Below are 22,251 nucleotides of genomic sequence, written 5' to 3'. Positions count from 1 at the left end.
ATGGAGACCCTGGCCACCCGGCTTGACCCCGCAAGCGAGTCCTTCCGCGCCAACCGGGAAGCGCAGTTGTCGCTCGCCGGCGAACTGCGGAAGAGGCTGGCGGATGCAGCGTTGGGCGGGCCCCGGAAGTCGCGCGAGCGGCACGTGGCCCGCGGCAAGCTCCTGCCGCGGGACCGCATCGACCAGTTGCTGGACGAGGGCAGCCCGTTCCTGGAGATCGCACCGCTGGCCGCCAACGGCATGTACGGCGATGACGCACCCGGTGCCGGAGTCATCGCCGGCATCGGCCTGGTGCACGGCCGGCAGGTCCTGGTCATCTCCAACGACGCCACCGTCAAGGGCGGCACGTACTACCCCATGACCGTGAAGAAGCACCTCCGCGCCCAGGAGGTCGCGCTGGAGAACGGCCTGCCCTGCATCTACCTGGTGGATTCGGGCGGGGCCTTCCTGCCCAAGCAGGACGAGGTCTTCCCGGACAGGGACCACTTTGGCCGGATCTTCTACAACCAGGCGCGCCTCTCAGCCGCCAAAATTCCACAGATCGCCGCCGTGATGGGGTCCTGCACGGCCGGCGGCGCCTATGTCCCCGCCATGAGCGACGAAACCGTCATCGTCCGGAACCAGGGCACCATCTTCCTGGGCGGACCGCCGCTGGTGAAGGCGGCCATCGGGGAAATCGTGACGGCCGAGGAACTCGGTGGGGGCGAGGTGCACTCCCGGGTCTCAGGCGTGACGGACCACCTGGCCGAAAATGACGAGCACGCCCTGCAGATCGTCAGGGACATCGTCTCCACCCTGCCGCCTCCCGCCGCGCCCGCCTGGCAGGTGGAGGCCGCCGTCGAACCCGCCGTGGACCCGGACGGGCTCTATGGTGCGGTGCCCACGGACGTCAATGCGCCCTACGACGTCCACGAGGTGATTGCCCGGCTGGTGGATGGCAGCAGGTTCCATGAGTTCAAGAAGGACTACGGCACCACCCTGGTCACAGGTTTCGCCCGGATCCACGGGCACCCGGTGGGAATCGTGGCCAACAACGGCGTCCTGTTCAGCGAGTCGTCGCTCAAGGGCGCGCACTTCATTGAACTGTGCGACCAGCGCGGTATCCCCCTGCTGTTCCTGCAGAACATCTCCGGCTTCATGGTGGGCAGGGACGCCGAGCAGGGCGGCATCGCCAAGAACGGCGCCAAGATGGTGACGGCCGTTGCCACCGCGCGGGTCCCCAAGCTGACCGTGGTGATCGGCGGCTCCTTTGGTGCCGGCAACTACTCCATGTGCGGCCGTGCCTACTCGCCGAGGTTCCTGTGGATGTGGCCTGCTGCCCGGATCTCGGTGATGGGCGGCAACCAGGCCGCCAGCGTGCTGGCCACCGTTAAGCGGGACCAGTATGAAGCGGCGGGGGAGGACTGGCCGGCCGATGACGAGGAAGCGTTCAAAGCGCCCATCCGGCAGCAGTACGAGGACCAGGGCAGCCCCTACTACTCCACTGCACGGTTGTGGGACGACGCCGTCATCGATCCCGCCGATACCCGAACCGTCCTGGGCCTGGCGCTCGACGTCGTCTCCCGCACCCCCCTGCCGGAGACCTCCTTCGGCCTCTTCCGGATGTGAGCCAGCAATGACCATGCAAACCAACACAGCCACTACCGGGGAAGTCCCCACCGCAACGGCCGACGGCAAGCCCCTCTTCGGCACCGTGCTGGTGGCCAACCGCGGCGAAATCGCCTGCCGCGTCATTCGGACGCTGCGGCAGCTGGGCATCCGTTCGGTCGCCGTCTACAGCGATGCCGACGCCGGCGCCCGGCACGTGCGCGAAGCCGATGCCTCCGTGCGGATCGGCCCCGCCGTTGCAACCGAAAGCTACCTGAACGCGGACGCCATCGTGGACGCGTGCCGGCAGTCCGGGGCGGAAGCGGTACACCCCGGCTACGGCTTCCTGAGCGAGAACGTGGACTTCGCCAGGGCCCTGGAAAAGGCCGGCATCACGTTCATTGGCCCGGGCGTTGAAGCGCTGAACGTCATGGGTGACAAGATCCGCGCCAAGAACCACGTGGCGGGGTACGGCGTGCCCGTCGTCCCCGGCATTGCCAAGCCCGGCATGACGGACAGCGAACTGATGGAGGCTGCTGCCGCCGTCGGCTTTCCGCTCCTCATCAAGCCGTCCGCGGGCGGCGGCGGCAAGGGGATGCACGCCGTCGAAAACCAGGCGGACCTGCCCGCCGCCCTGGCCACGGCCCGGCGCGTCGCCGCCGCCGCATTCGGCGACGACACCCTGTTCCTGGAGCGCCTGGTGACCACCCCGAGGCACATCGAGGTGCAGGTGCTGGCGGACAGCCACGGCAACGTCATCCACCTCGGCGAGCGCGAATGCTCCCTCCAGCGGCGGCACCAGAAAGTCATCGAGGAAGCCCCGTCGCCCCTGCTCGAGGGCCTGCCCAACGGCCCCGAAGTGCGCGACCGGATTGGCGAGGCCGCCTGCAACGCGGCCCGCAGCGTGAACTACGTGGGCGCCGGGACCGTGGAGTTCCTGGTCTCCGATGACGCGCCGGACGAGTTCTTCTTCATGGAGATGAACACCAGGCTGCAGGTGGAACACCCCGTCACCGAAATGGTCACGGGCATCGACTTGGTGGAATGGCAGGTGCGGATCGCAGCGGGCGGGGAGCTGACCGTCCGCCAGGCGGACGTGGAGCTTTCCGGCCACGCCGTGGAGGCAAGGGTCTACGCTGAGGTGCCCGAAAAGAACTTCCTCCCGTCCACCGGGACCGTGCTGATGCTCGACGAACTGCCCGCCGGCACCCAGGGGCGGGTACGTGTGGACTCCTCGCTGGTGGAAGGCCTGGAACTGTCGGCGCACTACGACCCCATGGTGTCCAAGGTGATCGCCTGGGCCGTGGACCGTGCCGCCGCCCTGGCCGCCCTGGATGGTGCCCTGGCCGGCTACACGGCACTGGGCATCGAGACCAACGTCGAGTACCTGCGGCTCCTGGTCAACGACTCCGACGTCAAGGCAGGGCACCTGGACACCGGGCTGATCGAACGGAAGCTGCCCGGACTGGAATTCCGGCGCATCGGGAACCCCGAACTGGTGGCCGCCGCGCTGTTCGTCCTGTCGCTGGAAGCACAGAACACCCCCGGCCCCGGCCCCGGGCGCGGGCCGTGGCAGGGCAGGAACGGCTGGCGGCTCGGCGCAGCGGCACCACGCCGGATCAGCCTGGGAACGCCCGACGGCGGCGTGGCCACCGTGCAGGTCGGCGGCAGTCCCAATGGGGGAGCCGGAGCCGTGGTCGCCGTCAGCGGCGGTCCGCAGCATCCGGCCGCCCTGCAGTGGTCCAGCCGGCAAGGCCTCGAACTTGACCTCGATGGCCAGCACCACGGCTACCGGCTGGCTGCGGACTCCACAGGGGCTGCCGTCCAACCGTGGGATAACGCGGTGCCCGACGGCCCCACACAGCTCTACCTCGGCAACGACGGCTGGTCCTGCCGCCTGGACGTACTGACCCGGGAGGCGCGGCTGGAACGCGTGCTGGCCGCCATCCAGCGGCAGGAAGGGGCAGCCGACCCGGAGGTGCGCTCGCCGATGCCCGGGACGGTCGTGGCCGTCCCGGTGGCCGACGGGGACGCCGTCCAGGCCGGGGAAGTCCTGGTTTCCGTGGAGGCCATGAAGATGGAGCACCACCTGGTGGCCCCGCTGGCCGGGACGGTCCACCTGGCCACCCGTACCGGTGACCTGGTGAAGGCCGACCAGGTGCTGGCCACCATCCATCCCGCTGCCACCGGCGTAAAAACAGACAGCACAGAAACAGCAACAGACGCAGCTGCAATCCAAGGCGAAGGAGCCTGACCATGACCGGTTTTGAACTGACCGAGGAATACCGGGACCTCAGCGACACCGTGCGCGATTTCGCGGACAACGTGGTGGCCCCGGTCTCCGCCAAGCACGACGAAGAGCACAGCTTCCCGTACGAAGTGGTGAAGCAGATGGCCGAGATGGGCCTGTTCGGGCTGCCGTTCCCCGAGGAATACGGCGGCATGGGCGGGGACTACTTCGCACTGGCCCTCGCCCTGGAACAGCTCGGCCGGGTGGACCAGTCCGTCGCCATCACGCTGGAGGCCGGGGTGTCCCTCGGGGCCATGCCCGTCTACCGCTTCGGCACGGACGCGCAGAAACAGCAGTGGCTGCCCATGCTGGCGTCCGGCCAGGCGCTCGCAGGCTTTGGACTTACCGAGCCCGAGGCCGGGTCGGACGCGGGCGGGACCAAGACCCATGCCCGGCGCGAAGACGGCAACTGGGTCATCAACGGCACCAAGGAGTTCATCACCAACTCCGGAACGGACATCACCCGGCTGGTCACTGTCACTGCCGTAACCGGGCAGCAGGAACGCGGGGACGGGACCGTCAAAAAAGACATCTCCACCATCCTGGTGCCCACCGACACTCCCGGCTTCAAGGCGGAAAAGCCGTACAACAAGGTGGGCTGGAACGCATCGGACACGCACCCCCTGACGCTGAAGGATGTCCGCGTCCCGGAAGCGAACCTGCTGGGCGTGGAAGGCCGCGGCTACGCCAACTTCCTGTCCATCCTGGACGAGGGCCGGATCGCCATTGCGGCGCTGGCCACCGGCGCAGCCCAGGGTTGTGTGGACCTCTCGGTCAAATACGCGAGGGAACGCAGCGCCTTCGGGCAGAACATCGGCAAGTACCAGGCCATTTCGTTCAAGATCGCCCGCATGGAAGCCCGGGCCCACACCGCCCGCCTGGCGTACTACGACGCGGCCTTCCGGATGCTTGCCGGCAAGCCGTTCAAGACCCAGGCGGCCATCGCTAAGATGGTCGCAGGCGAGGCGGCCATGGACAACGCGCGGGATGCCACCCAGGTATTCGGCGGCTATGGCTTCATCAACGAGTTCACCGTGGCGCGCCACTACCGCGATTCCAAGATCCTTGAAGTCGGGGAGGGCACCACGGAGGTCCAGTTGATGCTGATCGCCCGCGAACTGGGTCTGTAGGACCTGGGACCGTAGCCGGCCTGAGAGGATCACTGATGATTGACAAGGTTGTTGCCAGCGCCGACGCGGCGGTTGCGGATATCCCGGACGGCGCCTCGCTGGCGGTGGGCGGGTTCGGCCTTTGCGGAATTCCGGTTGCCCTGATCGACGCCCTGCACCGGGCGGGCACCTCCGGTCTGGAGACCGTCAGCAACAACTGTGGGGTGGACGACTGGGGCCTGGGCATCCTGCTCCGGGACGGGCGTATCCGCCGCACCATCAGCTCCTATGTGGGCGAGAACAAGGAATTTGCGCGCCAATACCTGGCCGGTGAGCTCGAGGTAGTGCTCACACCCCAGGGCACGCTTGCTGAAAAGCTGCGGGCCGGTGGTGCGGGCATTCCGGCCTTCTACACCAAGGCGGGGGTGGGCACGCAGGTGTCCGACGGCGGCCTGCCGCAGAAGTACGACGCCAACGGCGGCATCGCGGTTGCCTCCGCGCCCAAGGAATTGCGGTCATTCGGCGGCGTGGACTACGTCCTGGAAGAGTCCCTCACGCCGGACTTCGGGCTGGTGCACGCCTGGAAGGGCGACCGTCACGGCAACCTGGTGTTCCATGCCACCGCCATGAACTTCAACCCCCTGTGCGCCATGGCCGGCCGGATCACCATCGCCGAGGTGGAGGAACTCGTGGAGCCCGGCGAACTGGACCCCGAACACATCCACACTCCTGGCATCTTCGTCCAGCGCGTGGTCCTGGCCCGGGACGGGGAGAAGCGGATCGAAAAGCGGACCGTTGCCCTGACGGCGCCGGGCCCAGGAGGAAGAACACCCGGCAGCCACCAGCAGGCAGGAGCATGACCATGGATCCGAACAGCCCTGAAGCGCCGCGCCCCGAAGCCGTCCGCGCGGAATACCGGCGGGCCGGTTCCCAGCAGCATGCAGGGCCCGGCGACTCCACGTCCCCCGCCGAAACGAAGGGCTGGACGCGCAACGAACTCGCCGCGCGGGTGGCCAGGGAGCTTCGCAACGGCCAGTACGTGAACCTGGGCATCGGGATGCCCACCCTGATCCCGAACTACATTCCCGCCGGGGTGGAGGTGGTGCTGCACTCGGAGAACGGCATCCTCGGCGTCGGCCCCTACCCTGCGGACGACGCGGTGGATCCGGACCTGATCAACGCCGGCAAGGAAACCGTGACGGTCAACAGGGGAGCGGCGTTCTTCGACTCCGCGACATCCTTTGGCATGATCCGCGGCGGCCACGTGGACCTCGCCGTCCTCGGCGCCATGGAAGTGGCGGAGAACGGCGACCTCGCCAACTGGATGATCCCCGGCAAGATGGTCAAGGGCATGGGCGGTGCCATGGACCTGGTGTTCGGGGCCAAGAGGGTGATCGTGATGATGGAGCATGTGGACCGGAACGGGAATCCGAAAATCGTCAAACAATGCACCCTGCCCCTCACCGGCAAGGGCTGTGTGGACCGGATCATCACGGACCTCGCCGTCATTGACATCGTGAAGGACGGCGGCCCTTCACGCCTGGTGCTGCGCGAACTGGCCCCCAACGTATCGCTCGAGGACGTGGTGGCCGCCACCGGCGCCGACCTGTTCGAGGAAGACCAGGAACTGACCGTATGACGGATGGCAACGGTCCGGTTTCCAGGCAAAAGGACGACGGCGGCCGGCGGGTCATCGAGCAGCGCGGGCTGTACTTCGACGAGCTGGAGGAGGGCGTGCTGTACGCCCACCGGCCCGGACGCACCGTGACCGAAGCCGACAACGTCCTCTTCACCACGCTGACCATGAACACCCAGGCCCTGCACCTGGACGCTGCCTGGAGCGCCGGGCAGCCCTTCGGCCAGCGGCTCATGAACTCGATGTTCACCCTGGCCACCATGGTGGGCCAGTCCGTCACCCAGCTCACGCAGGGAACCATCATCGCCCAGCTGGGCCTGACCGACGTCTCCTTCCCGCACCCGCTCTACCACGGAGACACGCTCTACACGGAGACAGCCGTCACCGGAAAGCGGCTTTCCTCCTCACGGCCCGGCCAGGGCATCGTGACCATGGAGCACACCGGGCGCAACCAGGACGGAACAGTCGTGGCCCGGGCCACCCGCAGCTGCCTCATGTGGACGCGCGACGCCCACGCCAAGACGCAGGACGCCGGACAGGGGACAATGCCGGTATGACTTTCGTAATGGGCCCCGCACTGCTTTTCTGCCCCGCCGACAGGCCGGAGCGCTACCAGAAAGCCGCCGCCCGGGCAGACGCCGTGATCCTGGACCTTGAAGACGCGGTGGCGCCGGCTGACAAGCAGCGCGCCCGAGGCGCCATCCTGGCCCAGCTGGGAACCACCGGTGTGGAACCTGAGCTCGAACCCAGCTGCACCATTGTCAGGGTGAATCCCGTGGGGACTGAGGACTTCGAAAAGGACCTGCACTGCCTGGCCCACACCCCCTACCGCACGGTGATGCTGGCCAAGGCCGAATCCGCCGAACAGCTCAAAGCGCTGGAGGGCTACCAGGTGATTGCCCTGTGCGAAACGGCGCTTGGCGTGCTCAATGCGCCTGCCATCGCCGCCGCCCCTAACGTGGTGGGCCTGATGTGGGGCGCCGAGGACCTGCTGGCCACCCTGGGTGGAACGTCCAGCCGGAAGGACGACGGCGCTTACCGGGCGGTTGCGCTGCACGCCCGCTCCGCCGTCCTGCTGGCAGCCCGCGCCTACGGCAAGGAAGCGGTGGATGCGGTCTACACCAACATCCCCGACCTTGACGGACTGGCAGCCGAGGCTGCCGACGCCGTGGCCTCGGGCTTCAGTTCGAAGGCCTGCATCCACCCCAGCCAGGCCGCCGTTGTCCGCAAGGCCTACGCACCTTCGGAAGACGAGGTGGCCGCCGCGGTTGCCCTCTTGGATGCGGCAGCATCAGCCGGATCGGGAGTGTTCCAGTACCAGGGGAAAATGATCGACGGGCCCATCCTCAAGCACGCCCAGGAGATCGTGCGCCGGGCCGCCGTGGAGGCATAGCGGGACGTTCGGCTAGCGTTGGCGTCCCGGGGACCGGCGCAGGGACGTTGGCGGGATGGGCTCGTAGAGCAGCGTCCGCACCCACCGGTTCCCCGTCTCCCGGAACTCCTTCCGCGTGGCGAAGCGGTAATGGTAACTGCGCACGCGCACCCAGTGCGGCGCGGCGCCGTCGAACGGGTCATGCCGCAGCAGCCGCAGCATCTGCCGGTCCGCCGCCAGCAGCTTGGCCAGGAACGCGTAGAACCATTCCTCGTGCACGCTGCGCAGCGGCAGGAACCACATCAGCCAGTCCAGCCGCAGGTGGTACGGGGCCCACTGCCGCGGAATCCGGCGGACATCCCCGGGCTTGCCCTTGAAACCGTACTCGCGCCATTCCGGGTTGTCGTCGGGATCGTCGTCCAGCGTGCCTTCCACCACAATCTCGATGCGCTGCCTGGTCACGGTGCCGAACGCGCCGTAGGCGTTGACCAGCTGCCACCGGTTGAAGCTGGCATTCATCAGCTGCCGGCGGGAGAAGAGGTTCCGCAGCGGCCAGTAGCTCAGGGCCAGCAGCAGGGCGGATGCTGCCAGGGTGATGGCCAGCCACCACAGCGGGGTCTCCTGCCGGCCTCCCGTGGCGGCGTCCCAGTCTGCCGGGATTGCCGGTATGACGGCGTGCGCCACGGGATCGCTGACGGCTGCAAACGCCAGCACGATTGCCATCCAGTTCAGCCAGGCGAAGTTGCCGCTTGCCACCAGCCACAGCTGGGTCACGACGACGACCCCCGCCGCCACGCCGGCCACCGGCTGCGGGGCGAACAGCAGGAACGGCACCACCAGCTGGGCGATGTGGTTGCCCACCACTTCGATACGGTGCAGCGGCTTGGGCAGGAGATGCGCCTGCCGGCTCAATGGCCCGGGCATGGGCTGGGTCTCGTGGTGGTAGTACAGGGCCGTCAGGTCCCGCCATTCCCGGCCACCGCGGATCTTGATCATTCCCGCCCCGAACTCCAGCCGGAACACCAGCCACACAATCAGGATCAGGATGGTCCGGGGCGGCTCCGTCTGGTTGGAGCCCAGGAACGCCACGGTGAAGCCCGCTTCCAGGAGCAGCATTTCCCAGCCGAACCCATAGAACGTCTGGCCCACGTTCACGATCGACATGTACAGCAGCCACAGGGCCAGGAAGGCGATCATCGGGACCCACGGCGGCCCGGCCTGCGGTATCCCCGCCACGAGCAGCGCCGACATCACCAGGCCGCCGGCACAGACACCGCGAAGCAGCCTGTCCGAGTACCGCCAGCGGAACAGCGTTGGCCGGCGCAGGCGGGTGAATGCCGCCAGGAACTCCGGCACCGGGAGGAGCCCGCGCTCGCCGAGCAGGGCGGGAAACTGGTTCAGCGTGGAGAGGAAGGCAACGAAATACAATGCGGCGACACCCCGCTGCAGCACCTGCCGGGCAAATTCGTACTCCGGCGCATCAAACCACGTGAGCCAGTCCACGCAATCCACGTTACGCCCGGCCGTCCGCGGGTCAAGGCGATTAAGGCCCGTCTGCAGGCCAGGGGCGCAGGCAGGCCGGGAAGGGTGCGGGATACTTAAGCAATGCAGCCACGCAGAGTCGTCCTCCTAGGATCCACCGGTTCCATCGGCACCCAGGCGATTGACGTCGTCGACGGCGCCCCGCACCTGTTCGAGGTGGTGGCACTCAGTGCCGGGGGCGGCAACCTGGAACTCCTGGCCCGGCAGGCTGTCCACACCGGGGCCGCGGCCGTGGGGATCGCCTCCGGAAACCCCGGACGGCTGGAAGGCCTGATCCGCGACGCCGCCGCAGCGGCAGGCCGACCGGAATACCGCCCGGAGATCGTGGCCGGCCCCGACGCCTCCGCCCGGATCGCCGCCGTCGAGGCTGACGTGGTGCTCAACGGAATCACCGGTTCCATCGGCCTGGCACCCACCCTGGCGGCCCTTAAGTCCGGAGCCACCCTGGCCCTTGCCAACAAGGAGTCGCTGATCGTGGGCGGCAGCCTGGTCAAGGCCGCGGCAAGGGACGGCCAGATCGTGCCGGTGGACTCGGAACATTCCGCGATTGCCCAATGCCTGCGTTCAGGCACCGCCGGCGAAGTGGACAAGCTCATCCTCACCGCCTCCGGCGGACCGTTCCGGGGCAGGAGCCGGGACGAGCTCCACGACGTCACCCCGCAGCAGGCACTGGCCCACCCCACCTGGGACATGGGCATGATGGTCACCACCAACTCCGCCACGCTGGTCAACAAGGGCCTGGAGGTCATCGAGGCCCACCTGTTGTTCGATATCCCGTTGGACCGGATCGACGTGGTAGTCCACCCCCAATCCATCGTCCACTCAATGGTCCAGTTCGTCGACGGCTCCACCATCGCCCAGGCCTCGCCGCCTGACATGCGGCTGCCCATCGCCCTGGGGCTTGGCTGGCCTGCGCGCGTGCCCAAGGCCGCCAGCCCGTGCGACTGGACCCAGGCCGCTACCTGGACCTTCGAGCCGCTGGACGCCGAGGCCTTCCCCGCCGTCGGCCTTGCCAAGGACGCCGCCCGGCAGGGAAGCACCTTCCCTGCCGTGTTCAATGCGGCCAATGAAGAGGCAGTGACGGCGTTCCACGACGGCCGGATCCGTTTTACCGACATCGTCGATACCGTGGACAGTGTGCTCAGCGAACACTCAGGTTCCTCCGGGCTGACGGTGGATTCAGTGCTGGATGCTGAAAGCTGGGCACGTGCCCGGGCCCACGAACGTTTAGCAGTCAGAAGTCTCTAGGAAGCAGCACCACCTCCATGACCCCTGTCCTACTTTTCATCCTCGGCGTCGTCTTCGTCGCCCTGGGTATTGCCGTGTCCATCGCGCTCCACGAGGTGGGGCACCTGGTGCCGGCCAAGCTCTTCAAAGTCCGCGTGACCAAGTACATGATCGGCTTCGGGCCAACGCTGTGGTCCCGCCGGAGGGGCGAAACCGAGTACGGCGTGAAGGCCGTTCCGCTGGGCGGCTACGTCTCCATGATCGGCATGTACCCGCCGAACAAGGACGACGGCTCGGTCCGCCCCTCCAGCACGGGCATGTTCCAGACACTTGCCACCGAGGCCCGCTCCATGGCCCACGAGGAAGTGGGGCCGGGCGACGAACACCGGGTCTTCTACCGCCTGCCGGTCTGGAAAAAAGTGATTGTGATGCTGGGCGGCCCGGCCATGAACATGATCCTTGGCGTGCTGCTCACCGCCGTGCTGCTGATGGGCTTCGGCATTGCCACCGCCACCACGACCATTTCGGACGTCTCCAAATGCCAGGTGGCCGCGGGCCAAACCGTCGATCCCGACTCTGCGGACTGCCGGCTGACGCCCGCCGCGGCGGCCGGGTTGAAGCCAAACGACACGATTACTTCCTTCGACGGCAAACCCGTCACCAGCTGGGAGCAGTTGACGGAGTGGATCCGCGCCTCTGCCGGCAGGGAAGTAGCCATCACCGTGCAGCGGGACGGCAATCCCGTGTCCACCACAGTGACCCCCGTCCTGTCGGCGCGGCCCGTGATGGGAAGCGACGGACGGCAGGCCACCGATGCTGCCGGCAACCTCCAGTACCAGGACGTCGGATTCCTCGGCATCGGTGCGCAAACGGCGTTGGTGGCCCAGCCGGCGTCGTCCGTCCTGCCCATGGCGGGGGAGAACATCCGCCAGGTGGCCGGCGTTGTCTTCAATCTGCCGGCCCGTGTGGTGGGAGTGGCGAAGGCAGCCTTCAGCGAAGAGCCCCGCGACCCCAACGGCCCCATCAGCGTGGTGGGCGTCGGCAGGGTGGCGGGCGAGGTGGCGGCCATGGAGGCCGTACCGCTGCAGTCCCGGGTGGCTACGCTTGTTGGCCTGCTGGCCGGACTGAACTTTGCGCTTGCCGTGTTCAACCTGATTCCGCTCCTGCCGCTCGACGGCGGCCATGTTGCCGGGGCCCTGTATGAGGGCATTCGGCGCCGGGTGGCAAAGCTCCGCGGACGGCCGGATCCCGGAGCGTTCGACATCGCCAAGCTGCTTCCCGTCACGTACGTGGTTGCAGCGCTGCTGATGGGGATGAGCGCGCTGCTGATCTACGCAGACATCGTCAAGCCCGTCAATCTCTTCGGATAGTCATTCAATTTCGGCTGACTCCGAAAAATCAGCCAAATGCGATTGATCATACGGGATCAACCGCCTATGGTTGATGAATGTTCGTCATGACCATTGACCAACGCGGAAGCACCGGCGACCAGGACCGGGTTCCGTCCTTCCTTGCACAGGTTGCCCGCCTCGAACTCCCGGGGCCGGCGCACCCGGTGTTCGAACGTTCCGTCGGGGACGAGGTGCAGGGGGTGGTGCGGGAGGCTTCCGCCGTGGTGGAGATAGCACTGCACGCGCTCCGCGAAGGGCGGTGGTACGTGGGCATCGGCGTCGGCAGCGTTTCGCTGCCGCCGGATGCCAGTCCGCGGGAAGGGACCGGGACTGCTTTTGTTGCCGCCCGCAGGGCGGTTGAACACGCCAAAAGCGCCGGTTCCCAGGTGCCGTTGTCGGTGGTGCCCGGCATCATGGCGGGGGAGGCCGGCAGGGGCGTTCCTGCGGAGGAGGGGGTCCGGGCGTGTGCCAACGCGGAAGCAGTGCTCCGGTTGCTCGGCCGGCTTGTCCAGGACCGCACGGAAGCCCAGTGGCGGGTGGTGGATGCCCTGCGCCGCCTGGGTGCTGGTGGCCAGGGCCCGGGCCGGCATGGAAGCCAGAAGCAGGTGGCCCGTAAACTTGGAATCTCGGAGCAATCGGTGAGCCGAACCGTGCTTCGGTCCGGCTGGCAGGAAGAATGGGCAGCCAGGCCGGCAGCCTCCATGCTTCTTGGTTACGCCGACTCGCAGATTACCCAGGCACTCAACGACGGCCAGGCATAGGAGTGTCCAGCATCTGAAGGAGCCGGACGGCCGGATCGAAGACAACCCCAATGAAGGAGACAGGTGACCGCACTTTGGGTGGCAGTGGCGCTGGTGGTGGCTGGCTTTGCCGGCTGGCCGGTCACTGCGCTGGTGTTCAAGCTGGCCCGGACCATCGACGACAAAGCCGATGCTGCCAAGGCCGCGGAGGAAGCCCGCAGGACGGAACAGGACCCCTCTGCCGACGTCACCGTGGACGATCCTTCCCCCATCGCCGGCCGCGGGGAACCGGGCAGGGCCACATCCCCGGACCCGGACGCGGTCACTGCTCCGGACGCGGTCACTGCTCCGGACGCGGTCACGGCCCCTGATGGGCCGGTTGATGCTGCCGGCAGGCCGGCCGGCCAGGCAGTGGACGGTGAGCTGACCGCCCCTGCCGCCGGGCCGGCGTCGGCCGGGCCGGCTGCCGGACCCGCGCTGCCCAGCCAACGCATCCTGCGCGGCGGCGCCATCATCGGCGTGCTGGAGCGGCTGGGGGTGTGCCTCGCCATCCTCACCGGCCAACCCGTGGCCATCGCCTACATCGTCGCCATCAAGGGCCTGGGCAGGTTCGCCGAACTGAAGGAGACGCCGGTGGCCGCCGAGCGCTTCATCATCGGGACCCTCACCTCCATGCTCTGGGCGGCCGGGACCGCGGCCGCGGTGAAGGTCCTCTTCCTGCAGTGAAACTCCCGCACCGGCAGTGAAACTCCCGCCATGGCAGTGAAACTCCTGCACTGGCAGTGAAACTCCTGCTCCGGCGGGCCTGCTCCGGTGCGGGGCACTTTTGCTCCAGGGGGAACGGTACGGTACCAAGCCGGCCATGGCGATAGGGTAGCGGTATGACAGTTTTTGCCGTTGAGTACGTTTATGCCGCCAACTCCACCGACACCCGCAACGAAGTCCGGCCCGCACACCGGGAATGGACCGGCGGCCTGGCGCAGGACGGCGTCATCGTGGCCAGCGGCCCCTACGGTGACGGCGCGGGCGCCCTGCTGATCTTCAAGGCAACCGATGAAGGCGCCCTCAACTCGATCCTCAAGCAGGATCCTTTCGCCGCGGCCGGAGTGGTCGCCGGAACCCGCATCACCGAATGGTCTCCGGTAACCGGCATGCTGGCCGGGATCGCCGCGTAGCCGCCTTTTCACCCCTTTCAACTCAAGGAGTCCACGTGACCTCGGTCAGCCTGGGAATGCCGTCAGCACCACCGCCCGTCCTTGCCCCCCGCCGCAAGACGCGCCAGATCAAAGTCGGCTCGGTAGGCGTGGGATCTGATTTCCCCATCAGCGTGCAGTCGATGACCACCACGCCCACCACGGACATCAACGCCACGCTGCAGCAGATCGCCGAACTCACGGCGTCCGGCTGCGACATTGTCCGCGTCGCCTGCCCGTCCGCCGACGATGCCGAGGCGCTGCCCATCATCGCCCGGAAGTCCCAGATCCCGGTCATCGCGGACATCCACTTCCAGCCCAAGTACGTCTTTGCGGCCATCGAAGCAGGCTGCGCAGCCGTGCGCGTGAATCCTGGAAACATCCGCAAGTTCGATGACCAGGTCAAGGAGATTGCCGCCGCCGCCAAGGACCACGGCACCTCCATCCGCATCGGCGTCAATGCCGGGTCCCTGGAGCCGGGCATCCTGAAGAAGTACGGCAAGGCCACCCCCGAAGCGCTGGTTGAATCAGCCGTCTGGGAAGCCTCCCTTTTCGAGGAGCACGGCTTCCACGACTTCAAGATTTCCGTGAAGCACAACGACCCCGTGATCATGGTGGCAGCCTACGAAATGCTCGCCGAAAAGGGTGACTGGCCCCTGCACCTTGGCGTCACGGAGGCTGGTCCAGCGTTCCAGGGCACCATCAAGTCCGCAACGGCCTTCGGCGCGCTCCTTTCCCGGGGGATCGGTGACACCATCCGCGTGTCCCTCTCCGCGCCCCCGGTGGAGGAAATCAAGGTGGGCAACCAGATCCTCCAATCGCTGAACCTGCGGCCCCGCAAGCTGGAAATCGTGTCCTGTCCTTCCTGCGGCCGTGCCCAGGTTGACGTGTACACTCTGGCTGAACAGGTCACCGCCGGGCTCGAAGGGATGGAAATTCCCCTCCGCGTGGCGGTCATGGGCTGCGTCGTGAACGGCCCCGGCGAAGCGCGCGAGGCTGACCTTGGCGTGGCTTCGGGCAACGGCAAGGGCCAGATCTTCGTTAAGGGCGAGGTCATCAAGACTGTTCCCGAGAGCGCAATTGTTGAGACACTGATCGAAGAGGCTATGCGTATCGCGGAAGAGATGGGGGAGGCCGATGGCGAAGATGCTGTCAAGGGTAGCCCCGTGGTTAGCGTCTCGTAGGGAGACTCCAGACCCTGCGGGGCTTTCTGTCCGCACGCTTGATGGCCAGGACACTCCCGCGCTGAAACTGCTGGCCCAGCAGGACCCTGTGGCCAACGTGTTCATCCTGGCCCACCTGCGGGCCACGGGGACTGCGGCGCCCACCAGCGGGGGCGCCGGTGTGATCGGGGTTTTCGACGACGGCATCCTGACGGGTGCCTGCTGGGCCGGAGCCAACCTGGTTCCGGTCCAGCTTGATCCCGCCCTGGCGCCCCTTGTAGCGGACGCCGCAAACAGTTCGTGCCGCCGGTATGCGTCTGCCTTTGGGCCGGCCCCCGCAGTGCTGGCACTCAACGCCGAGCTCGCTGTGCTGGGCCACCGTGCACACGAGGTCAGGGCTGACCAGCCGCTGATGATCATCGACGGACCGCCCCTTGTCCAGCCCAACCGCGGCCTGGACCAAGGGAACCTCGCCGACTTCGACCGCATCCTTCCCGCCTGCGCCGCCATGTTCGAGGAAGAGGTGGGGTACTCGCCCTACCTCGGCGGCAGGGAATTCTACAGCCGCCGCGTGGAGGGCCTCATCAGGCAGGGACATTCCCTGGTCCACCTCAACAACGCCCGCGAGGTGGTGTTCAAAGCCGAGCTCGGGGCAGTCACCGACGACGTCACCCAGGTCCAGGGCGTCTGGATGAACCCGATCTTCCGCGGCCGGGGGCTGAGCGCGGGCTACATGTCGGCAGTGGTGGAAAAGGCCCGGCAGATCGCCCCCGTGACCAGCCTCTACGTGAACGGCTTCAACACCCGGGCGCGGTCCACCTACGAACGTGTGGGGTTCCGCCAGGTGGGGACGTTCGCTACAGTTCTTTTCTAACCGGGCAGCGGTCCGCGTTCATTTGAATATTGGGGGAAAAATTGAAGACGTCCGTGCTGGGAACTTTCGGGGCATCGGCCCTTCTGGCCATAGCGGTTTCGGCATGTGGCGGTCCGGCCGCCCCGCAGTCAGCGGACTCTTCACCGGCCACGGTTGCAGCCCCTCAAACACCGACCGCGTCGCCAACCCCGACGCCGACGCCCACCCCGACACCAACGCCCACGCCAACAGCCACGGGTTACACCAGTGACCAGTTGGCTGCCATCGTGGGGCAGGTCCGGGATGCTGCCGACCGCAGGCTTTCCGTCCTGCCGAAGGCCGACATCGCTGCGGCGATCGAGCAAACCAAGGCCATGATCTCCTCCGTCGACGTCCAGCCGGCGGAGTGCAAGGAACTCGCTGCGGCGGGCACGGTGCCGTCCGTGGAGGATGCAACCATGGCGATAGGCATGAGTACTGACACCGCCACCGGCGCGGTCACGGCCCTGTCGCTGGTGGCCGGCCTGGATAAAGGCGTCCTGGCCCAGGTTACGGACCCGTCCGAGCAGCTGGCGAAGTGCTCCTCCATGACCATGACGGTGTCAGGCATGGACGTTGCCGTCACCATTACTCCGGTAACGGGTGTCACCGGGCTGCCGGGCGCCGTCGCCTACCGCACGGACAGTGCGTTGCCAGATGGCCGCACGCAGTCCATGGTCAGGGCGCAGGTGGTCCACCGCGGCGTACTGATCGCCTCGGTGGCGTCCGGCGGCGAAAGCGAAACCGACGCGGTCCGTCGGGCAGGTGCGCTCCTGGACTCGGCTGCCGCCCTGGTCAAGTAGAACCCGGCTTCCGGGACACGTCCGTCGACCTCCTCAGGACAGGGGCCCGGTGAGGTACCGCTGGACAGCCGGCGCGACCAGCCGCACCACGTCCTCGGGGGCTGCGGACGCGAGCGGCTCCAGCCGGACCACGTAGCGCACCATCATCAGGCCCACCACCTGGGTGGCCACCAGGCTTCCGCGCAGCGCCACCTCTTCAGGCGTCCCGGGAACAGCTGCCATGATCCTGGTGATCACCCTGCGGGTCACCGTTTCCCGCAGGAGTGCCGTTTTGGCCTTGGACCCGATCGTCCCGCGAAGGAAGGCCAGCAGGCCGGCCTGCGCGGGGCTCTCCCACAGGCGGAGCACCGTGCGGACGATCAGTTCCGCCCGCTGGGCGGGGTCCGAGTCCGCCACGCCCGCCAGCACCTGTTCCGGGTCGGCCGGCAGCTCCACGCTGAGGGCAAAGAGTTCATCCTTGCCCTTGAAGAAGTGGTGGACCATTCCCGGATCCACCCCTGCGGCGCGGGCCACCTGCCGCAGGCTGGTTCCCTCGAAGCCGTGCTCGGCGAAGAGCTTCCGGGCGGCGTCGAGGATGTGCTCCCGGGACTCCGTGGCGCCGCCCCGGCGGCCCCTGCGGACCGGAAACGCATCAGGGCCCTCCGGGCCGGTTGAAGGACGGGACAGCTTCACGGAGTCCGCCGCCGCAGCGTGAAGGCGGCGAGGACCAGGACACCAAAGGAGATGGCCGCCATGGTGCCCGCGTCCTGCCACAGCCGCCCGGTCGCCTCCGCGTGGGACGCCACCTCCTGGAGGGCATCCACGGAAAAAGTCAGGGGCAGCACATTGGAGATCGCTTCCAGCACATCATTCATCCGGTCGCGCGCCACGAACAGCCCACACAACAGGATCTGCGGCACCACCACCACTGGCATGAACTGGACCGCCTGGAACTCGGTCCTGGCGAACGCCGAACAGAACAGGCCAAGGGCCACCCCCAGGACGGCGTTGATCACAGCGATCAGCACCACGTAACCCGGTGCCCCCGCGATGTCGAGCCCGAAAATCCAGTACGCCACAGCCGTGGCCACCAGGGACTGCAGGGCGGCCATCAGGGAAAAGGCCACACCGTAGCCGAACAGCAGGTCGGCCTTGTGGACGGGCGTCGTCAGCAGCCGCTCCAGGGTTCCGGAGGTGCGCTCCCGAAGCATGGTGATCGAGGTGACCAGGAACATCACCACGAACGGAAAAATGGCCAGCATCATCAGGCCAACGCGGTCGAACGTGCGTGGCGCGCCTGGCGGGACTGACTCATTTTCGTAGAGGAAGTACACCGCCGTGAGCAGCAGTGCCGGGACCACCAGGATCATGGCGATGCTGCGGTGGTCATGGCGGAGCTGGCTGAGCACCCTGCGTGCCGTCGCGAGCATCATCCGGACGTCCATCACCGCACGCTCCTGCCCTGTTGCATCCTTGCCCCTTCGCCGCTCCTGCCGGCATGGCGCTTCGGCGGGATCCCGGCGTCGTAATTTTCCTGCTCCCTGATGATGGCCAGGAAGGCCTGCTCCAGGTTGGCGCTGTGCCCCTGCCTGCCCAGCTCTTCCGGCGTGAGCTGGGCCAAAAGCCGCCCCTCGCGCAACAGCAGCAGCGTTTCGCAGCGGCTTGCCTCCTCCATGACGTGGCTGGATATGAGGAGTGTTGTTCCTGACTCCGCCATGGCCCGGAAACGGTCCCAAAGGTCCGCGCGCAGCACGGGATCCAGGCCCACCGTGGGCTCATCCAGTACCAGCAGCCGTGGCTTCGCCACCAGGGCGCAGGCCAGGGATACCCGGTTGACCTGGCCGCCGGACAGGTCGGCCGTCTTGCGGCGGGACAGGGCGCCAAGTCCGACGGCGTCAATCGCCTCCGCCACGTCGGCTTTGCCTTTCCGGTGCATGGCGCCGAAATAGCGCACGTTCGCTTCGACCGTGAGGTCGGGGTAGATGCTGGGTGACTGGGTAACGTAGCCCACCTGCCGCCGCAGGGACGGGCTTCCGGCGGGCAGCCCCAGCACCTCGAGGGTTCCGGCGGCAATGCGCTGCGCTCCCACGATGGTCCGCATCAGGGTGGTCTTGCCGCTCCCGGAGGGCCCCAGCAGGCCGGTGATCCGTCCCGCCGGGATGGTGAAGTCCACACTGTGGAGCACGGCTTGCCGCCGCAGTTTGACAGAGAGCGACGCGGCCACGACCGCACCGGCCGCGCCACCGCGGTCCAACGTAGTGGATGCTGCATGGGACATTGTTGCCTCCGGGCGCGTCCGCAGGTGGCGCCGCACAACGGCTAATTCATCACCTGATGAATTAAAGCTAGGCCTGGCCCTGACAGCCGTCAACAGGTTCATAAAGTAAAAACACTTGTCAAACGTGTGCGCGATCACATAGGTTCAACCTAGCTGCGCTGGAAGTGGGGTGGGCGGTCTCACCAGTCCTCACCAGTACTTAGGCGATAACGGCGTTGGGCCACGCCCGGATGCGATGACCAGCCTCATTGGGGGGCCAGGGGCTTTGTATTGCCGGGCGTGGCCCTACTGTGTCCGGGGTCCGCAGTCCGTGCCGCTTGTTGAGTGCCGGTAGATTAGTACCCAGACGAATTGTCCGGCCCTGCTGACCCAGCACTTCCCCAGAAACGGATACCACCCGTGGTCATACGACTGTCCCAGCTTTTCCTGCGCACGCTGCGCGAAGACCCCGTCGATGCCGAGGTTGCCAGCCACAAACTCCTGGTCCGCGCCGGCTACATCCGCCGGGCGGCCCCCGGCATCTACACCTGGCTTCCGCTGGGGCTGAGCGTGCTGCGCAAGGTCGAGGAAATCATCCGTGAGGAAATGGCTGCCATCGGCGCCCAGGAAGTCCACTTCCCGGCCCTGCTGCCCCGCGAGCCGTACGAGGCCACCAACCGCTGGACCGAATACGGTGAAGGCCTGTTCCGGCTCCAGGACCGCAAGGGTGCGGACTACCTGTTGGCCCCCACCCATGAGGAGATGTTCACGCTCCTGGTCAAGGACCTGTACTCGTCGTACAAGGACCTCCCGTTGAGCCTGTACCAGATCCAGAACAAGTACCGTGACGAGGCACGCCCGCGGGCAGGGCTCCTCCGCGGCCGTGAGTTCATCATGAAGGACTCCTACTCCTTCGACGTCGACGACGCCGGCCTGGACGCCAGCTACGCAGCCCACCGGGGCGCCTACCTGAAGATCTTCGAGCGCCTGGGCCTCGAGGTGGTTCCGGTGGCAGCCACCGCGGGTGCCATGGGCGGGTCCAAGAGCGAGGAATTCCTGTTCCCCACCGAGATCGGCGAGGACACCTTCGTCCGCTCGGCCGGCGGTTATGCAGCCAACGTCGAAGCCGTCACCACCGTGGTCCCCGACGATATCGACTTCAGCAACGCCCCGGCCGCAGAGGTCCTGGACACCCCGGACACCCCCACCATCGAGACGCTGGTCGCCGCGGCGAACCAGATTGCCCCGCGCGAAGAGGCCGACGGCGGCGCCTGGACTGCGGCGGACACGCTCAAGAACGTGGTCCTCGCCGTCACGCTGCCCACCGGTGAGCGGCAGCTGGTGGTCATCGGCGTCCCCGGCGACCGCGCCGTGGACCTCAAGCGCGTGGAGGCGAACATTGGCGCCTTCCTGCCGATCGCGGGCGAGATCGGACTCGAGCAGGCCGGCGAGGACGACCTCAAGAAGCAGCCGCTGATCGTCAAGGGCTACCTGGGCCCGGGGCTTTCGCTGGACCAGCCGCTCCTCGGATCCGACAGTGCCACCAAGCTGCTGTACCTGGTGGACCCGCGCGTGGTCAGCGGAACAACGTGGATTACCGGCGCCAACGAGGCGGGCAAGCACGTCTTCGGCCTGGTGGCCGGACGCGACTTCGGCTGGGACGGCGTCATTGAGTGCACCGAAGTACGCGCGGGCGACCCCTCACCCGATGGCTCGGGCCCCCTGGAGACCGCCCGCGGCATTGAGATGGGCCACATCTTCCAGCTCGGCCGCAAGTACGCCGAAGCCCTGGACCTCAAGGTGCTGGACCAGAACGGCAAGCAGGTGGTGGTCACCATGGGCTCCTACGGCGTTGGCGTGACCCGCGCCGTTGCCGCTTTGGCCGAGGCCAACCACGATGACCGCGGACTCGTCTGGCCCCGCACCGTAGCCCCGGCCGACGTGCATGTGGTGGCAGTGGGTCGTGGCGAGGAGGTCTTCCAGGCTGCCGAAAAGCTTTCGGCTGAGCTCGAGGACGCCGGCCTGTCCGTCATCTACGACGACCGCCCCAAGGTTTCGCCGGGCGTGAAGTTTGGCGACGCTGAGCTGGTTGGTGTGCCCACCATCCTGGCCGTGGGCCGCGGCCTGGTGGACGGCGTGGTGGAAATCAAGGACCGCCGCAGCGGGGAAGCCGAGAACATCGAGGTGGACAAGGCCGTGGACTACGTGGTTAACGCCGTTCGAAACCAGTGATTTCCGGCTTCGAATCGATCCAGCCCGCCACCATCATCCTGATCGTGGTGGCTGGATTCGCAGCCGGGTGGGTTGACGCGGTGGTGGGCGGCGGGGGGCTTATCCAGCTTCCCGCGCTGCTCCTGGTACCCGGGATCGCACCCGTCCAGGCGCTGGCCACCAACAAGATGGGCTCCATCTTCGGAACCGCCACCAGCGCCGCCACCTACTACCGGCGGGTGGGCCCGGACCTCCGGACCGCCATCCCCATGGCAGTGATAGCCCTGGCGGGCAGTTTCGGCGGGGCGAGCCTTGCTGCCACCCTGCCGGCCGGGGTATTCAAGCCCATCATCGTGGTGGCGCTGGTCGCCGTCGCGCTGTTTACCGCCCTGAAACCCGGGGTCGGTGAGCTGACAGCGCTGCGCCACGACGGCCACAAGCATTACGTCGTTGCCTGCCTCATCGGGGCAGTGATCGGCTTTTACGACGGCCTCATTGGCCCGGGGACGGGATCCTTCCTGGTCATCGCCCTGGTGTCCGCCATGGGTTACGCGTTCCTCGAGGCCAGCGCCAAGGCCAAGATCGTGAACATGGCCACCAACGCCGGCGCACTGCTGTTCTTCCTGCCGCACGGATCCATCCTGTGGGGCATCGGCCTGCTGCTCGGCGGAGCCAACATGGCCGGCGGCTACCTTGGCGCCCGCACGGCAGTGCAGCAGGGGAGCAAGTTTGTCCGCATTGTCTTCCTGGTGGTTGTTGCGGCCCTGATCATCAAGCTCGGCTACGACGTCTGGCAGGAAAACTTCGCCTGACCGGTCCCTAAAAACTGCTCCTCGTGGCGTGGACCGGCCCGGCGTAG

22 protein-coding genes are annotated in these 22,251 nt (G+C 67.2%); 18 read left to right on the top strand and 4 right to left on the bottom strand.

Annotated elements, in window-relative coordinates; all coding sequences use genetic code 11:
- Genes ACV095_RS13655 through ACV095_RS13625 form a run of 7 tightly spaced genes read left to right on the top strand, consistent with a single transcriptional unit; the run spans position 1 to position 8,015 of the window.
- Positions 1–1,608, top strand: a complete 1,608-nt coding sequence (locus ACV095_RS13655; RefSeq protein ID WP_056389937.1) for a carboxyl transferase domain-containing protein — start codon at positions 1–3, stop codon at positions 1,606–1,608.
- 7 nt (positions 1,609–1,615) lie between these two features.
- Positions 1,616–3,841 (top strand): acetyl/propionyl/methylcrotonyl-CoA carboxylase subunit alpha, encoded by a 2,226-nt coding sequence (locus ACV095_RS13650; protein WP_478222078.1) that lies wholly within the window; start codon positions 1,616–1,618, stop codon positions 3,839–3,841.
- 2 nt (positions 3,842–3,843) lie between these two features.
- Positions 3,844–5,007: an acyl-CoA dehydrogenase family protein gene (locus tag ACV095_RS13645; protein WP_018771673.1), complete on the top strand. Its 1,164-nt coding sequence runs from the start codon at positions 3,844–3,846 to the stop codon at positions 5,005–5,007.
- Positions 5,008–5,042: 35 nt separating this feature from the next.
- Positions 5,043–5,846: a CoA transferase subunit A gene (locus ACV095_RS13640; RefSeq protein WP_478222077.1), complete on the top strand. Its 804-nt coding sequence runs from the start codon at positions 5,043–5,045 to the stop codon at positions 5,844–5,846.
- On the top strand, positions 5,843–6,625 hold the full coding sequence (locus ACV095_RS13635; protein ID WP_478222076.1) for a CoA transferase subunit B: 783 nt from the start codon (positions 5,843–5,845) through the stop codon (positions 6,623–6,625). Before ACV095_RS13640 ends, ACV095_RS13635 begins: the two co-directional genes overlap by 4 nt.
- Complete coding sequence (locus tag ACV095_RS13630) at positions 6,622–7,179, top strand: MaoC family dehydratase (protein WP_018771676.1); 558 nt, start codon at positions 6,622–6,624, stop codon at positions 7,177–7,179. The genes ACV095_RS13635 and ACV095_RS13630 overlap by 4 nt, the downstream gene beginning before the upstream one ends.
- Entirely contained in the window at positions 7,176–8,015 is an 840-nt protein-coding gene (locus ACV095_RS13625; RefSeq protein ID WP_478222075.1) for an HpcH/HpaI aldolase/citrate lyase family protein, read from the top strand. Before ACV095_RS13630 ends, ACV095_RS13625 begins: the two co-directional genes overlap by 4 nt.
- Positions 8,016–8,027: 12 nt before the next feature.
- Here the strand turns inward: ACV095_RS13625 and ACV095_RS13620 are convergent, their stop codons facing one another.
- Positions 8,028–9,497: a lipase maturation factor family protein gene (locus tag ACV095_RS13620; protein ID WP_478222074.1), complete on the bottom strand. Its 1,470-nt coding sequence runs from the start codon at positions 9,495–9,497 to the stop codon at positions 8,028–8,030.
- Between the two features lie 102 nt (positions 9,498–9,599).
- On the opposite strand from ACV095_RS13620, the gene dxr reads away from it, so the two are divergent.
- The 9 genes from dxr (at position 9,600) to ACV095_RS13575 (ending at position 16,945) form a co-directional block, all read left to right on the top strand.
- Positions 9,600–10,784: a 1-deoxy-D-xylulose-5-phosphate reductoisomerase gene (dxr, locus tag ACV095_RS13615; protein ID WP_478222073.1), complete on the top strand. Its 1,185-nt coding sequence runs from the start codon at positions 9,600–9,602 to the stop codon at positions 10,782–10,784.
- A gap of 17 nt (positions 10,785–10,801) precedes the next feature.
- Complete coding sequence (locus ACV095_RS13610; protein WP_134164470.1) at positions 10,802–12,133, top strand: M50 family metallopeptidase; 1,332 nt, start codon at positions 10,802–10,804, stop codon at positions 12,131–12,133.
- Between the two features lie 77 nt (positions 12,134–12,210).
- Positions 12,211–12,915, top strand: coding sequence for a MarR family transcriptional regulator (locus tag ACV095_RS13605; protein ID WP_478222072.1), 705 nt, complete (start codon positions 12,211–12,213; stop codon positions 12,913–12,915).
- Positions 12,916–12,978: 63 nt separating this feature from the next.
- On the top strand, positions 12,979–13,620 hold the full coding sequence (locus ACV095_RS13600) for a hypothetical protein (protein ID WP_478222071.1): 642 nt from the start codon (positions 12,979–12,981) through the stop codon (positions 13,618–13,620).
- Positions 13,621–13,775: 155 nt separating this feature from the next.
- Positions 13,776–14,069, top strand: a complete 294-nt coding sequence (locus tag ACV095_RS13595; protein WP_018771944.1) for a YciI family protein — start codon at positions 13,776–13,778, stop codon at positions 14,067–14,069.
- Positions 14,070–14,104: 35 nt separating this feature from the next.
- On the top strand, positions 14,105–15,271 hold the full coding sequence (gene ispG / locus ACV095_RS13590; RefSeq protein WP_018771945.1) for a flavodoxin-dependent (E)-4-hydroxy-3-methylbut-2-enyl-diphosphate synthase: 1,167 nt from the start codon (positions 14,105–14,107) through the stop codon (positions 15,269–15,271).
- Positions 15,234–16,124 (top strand): GNAT family N-acetyltransferase, encoded by an 891-nt coding sequence (locus tag ACV095_RS13585; protein WP_478223456.1) that lies wholly within the window; start codon positions 15,234–15,236, stop codon positions 16,122–16,124. The genes ispG and ACV095_RS13585 overlap by 38 nt, the downstream gene beginning before the upstream one ends.
- Positions 16,125–16,227: 103 nt before the next feature.
- Positions 16,228–16,374: a hypothetical protein gene (locus ACV095_RS13580; protein WP_268002874.1), complete on the top strand. Its 147-nt coding sequence runs from the start codon at positions 16,228–16,230 to the stop codon at positions 16,372–16,374.
- A 4-nt stretch (positions 16,375–16,378) separates the two neighbouring features.
- Positions 16,379–16,945, top strand: a complete 567-nt coding sequence (locus tag ACV095_RS13575) for a hypothetical protein (protein WP_478222070.1) — start codon at positions 16,379–16,381, stop codon at positions 16,943–16,945.
- Between the two features lie 33 nt (positions 16,946–16,978).
- Here ACV095_RS13575 and ACV095_RS13570 read toward each other — a convergent pair whose 3' ends face one another.
- The 3 genes from ACV095_RS13570 to ACV095_RS13560 all read right to left on the bottom strand — a co-directional run bounded on the left by ACV095_RS13570 (position 16,979) and on the right by ACV095_RS13560 (position 19,202).
- On the bottom strand, positions 16,979–17,521 hold the full coding sequence (locus tag ACV095_RS13570; protein WP_478223455.1) for a TetR/AcrR family transcriptional regulator: 543 nt from the start codon (positions 17,519–17,521) through the stop codon (positions 16,979–16,981).
- A 92-nt stretch (positions 17,522–17,613) separates the two neighbouring features.
- Positions 17,614–18,369, bottom strand: a complete 756-nt coding sequence (locus tag ACV095_RS13565; protein WP_056389897.1) for an ABC transporter permease — start codon at positions 18,367–18,369, stop codon at positions 17,614–17,616.
- Positions 18,369–19,202, bottom strand: a complete 834-nt coding sequence (locus ACV095_RS13560; RefSeq protein ID WP_478222069.1) for an ABC transporter ATP-binding protein — start codon at positions 19,200–19,202, stop codon at positions 18,369–18,371. The genes ACV095_RS13565 and ACV095_RS13560 overlap by 1 nt, the downstream gene beginning before the upstream one ends.
- Before the next feature lie 399 nt (positions 19,203–19,601).
- On the opposite strand from ACV095_RS13560, the gene ACV095_RS13555 reads away from it, so the two are divergent.
- Both ACV095_RS13555 and ACV095_RS13550 read left to right on the top strand, forming a co-directional pair.
- Positions 19,602–21,413 (top strand): proline--tRNA ligase, encoded by a 1,812-nt coding sequence (locus ACV095_RS13555; protein ID WP_478222068.1) that lies wholly within the window; start codon positions 19,602–19,604, stop codon positions 21,411–21,413.
- Positions 21,410–22,204 carry a sulfite exporter TauE/SafE family protein gene (locus ACV095_RS13550; RefSeq protein ID WP_056389888.1) on the top strand — a complete coding sequence of 265 codons (795 nt, stop codon included), beginning with the start codon at positions 21,410–21,412 and terminating at the stop codon, positions 22,202–22,204. The genes ACV095_RS13555 and ACV095_RS13550 overlap by 4 nt, the downstream gene beginning before the upstream one ends.
- Positions 22,205–22,251: the final 47 nt, after the last annotated feature.

This window comes from Arthrobacter sp. JDC6, from assembly GCF_056484025.1.
This window is presented reverse-complemented; position numbering and strand designations above follow the sequence as displayed.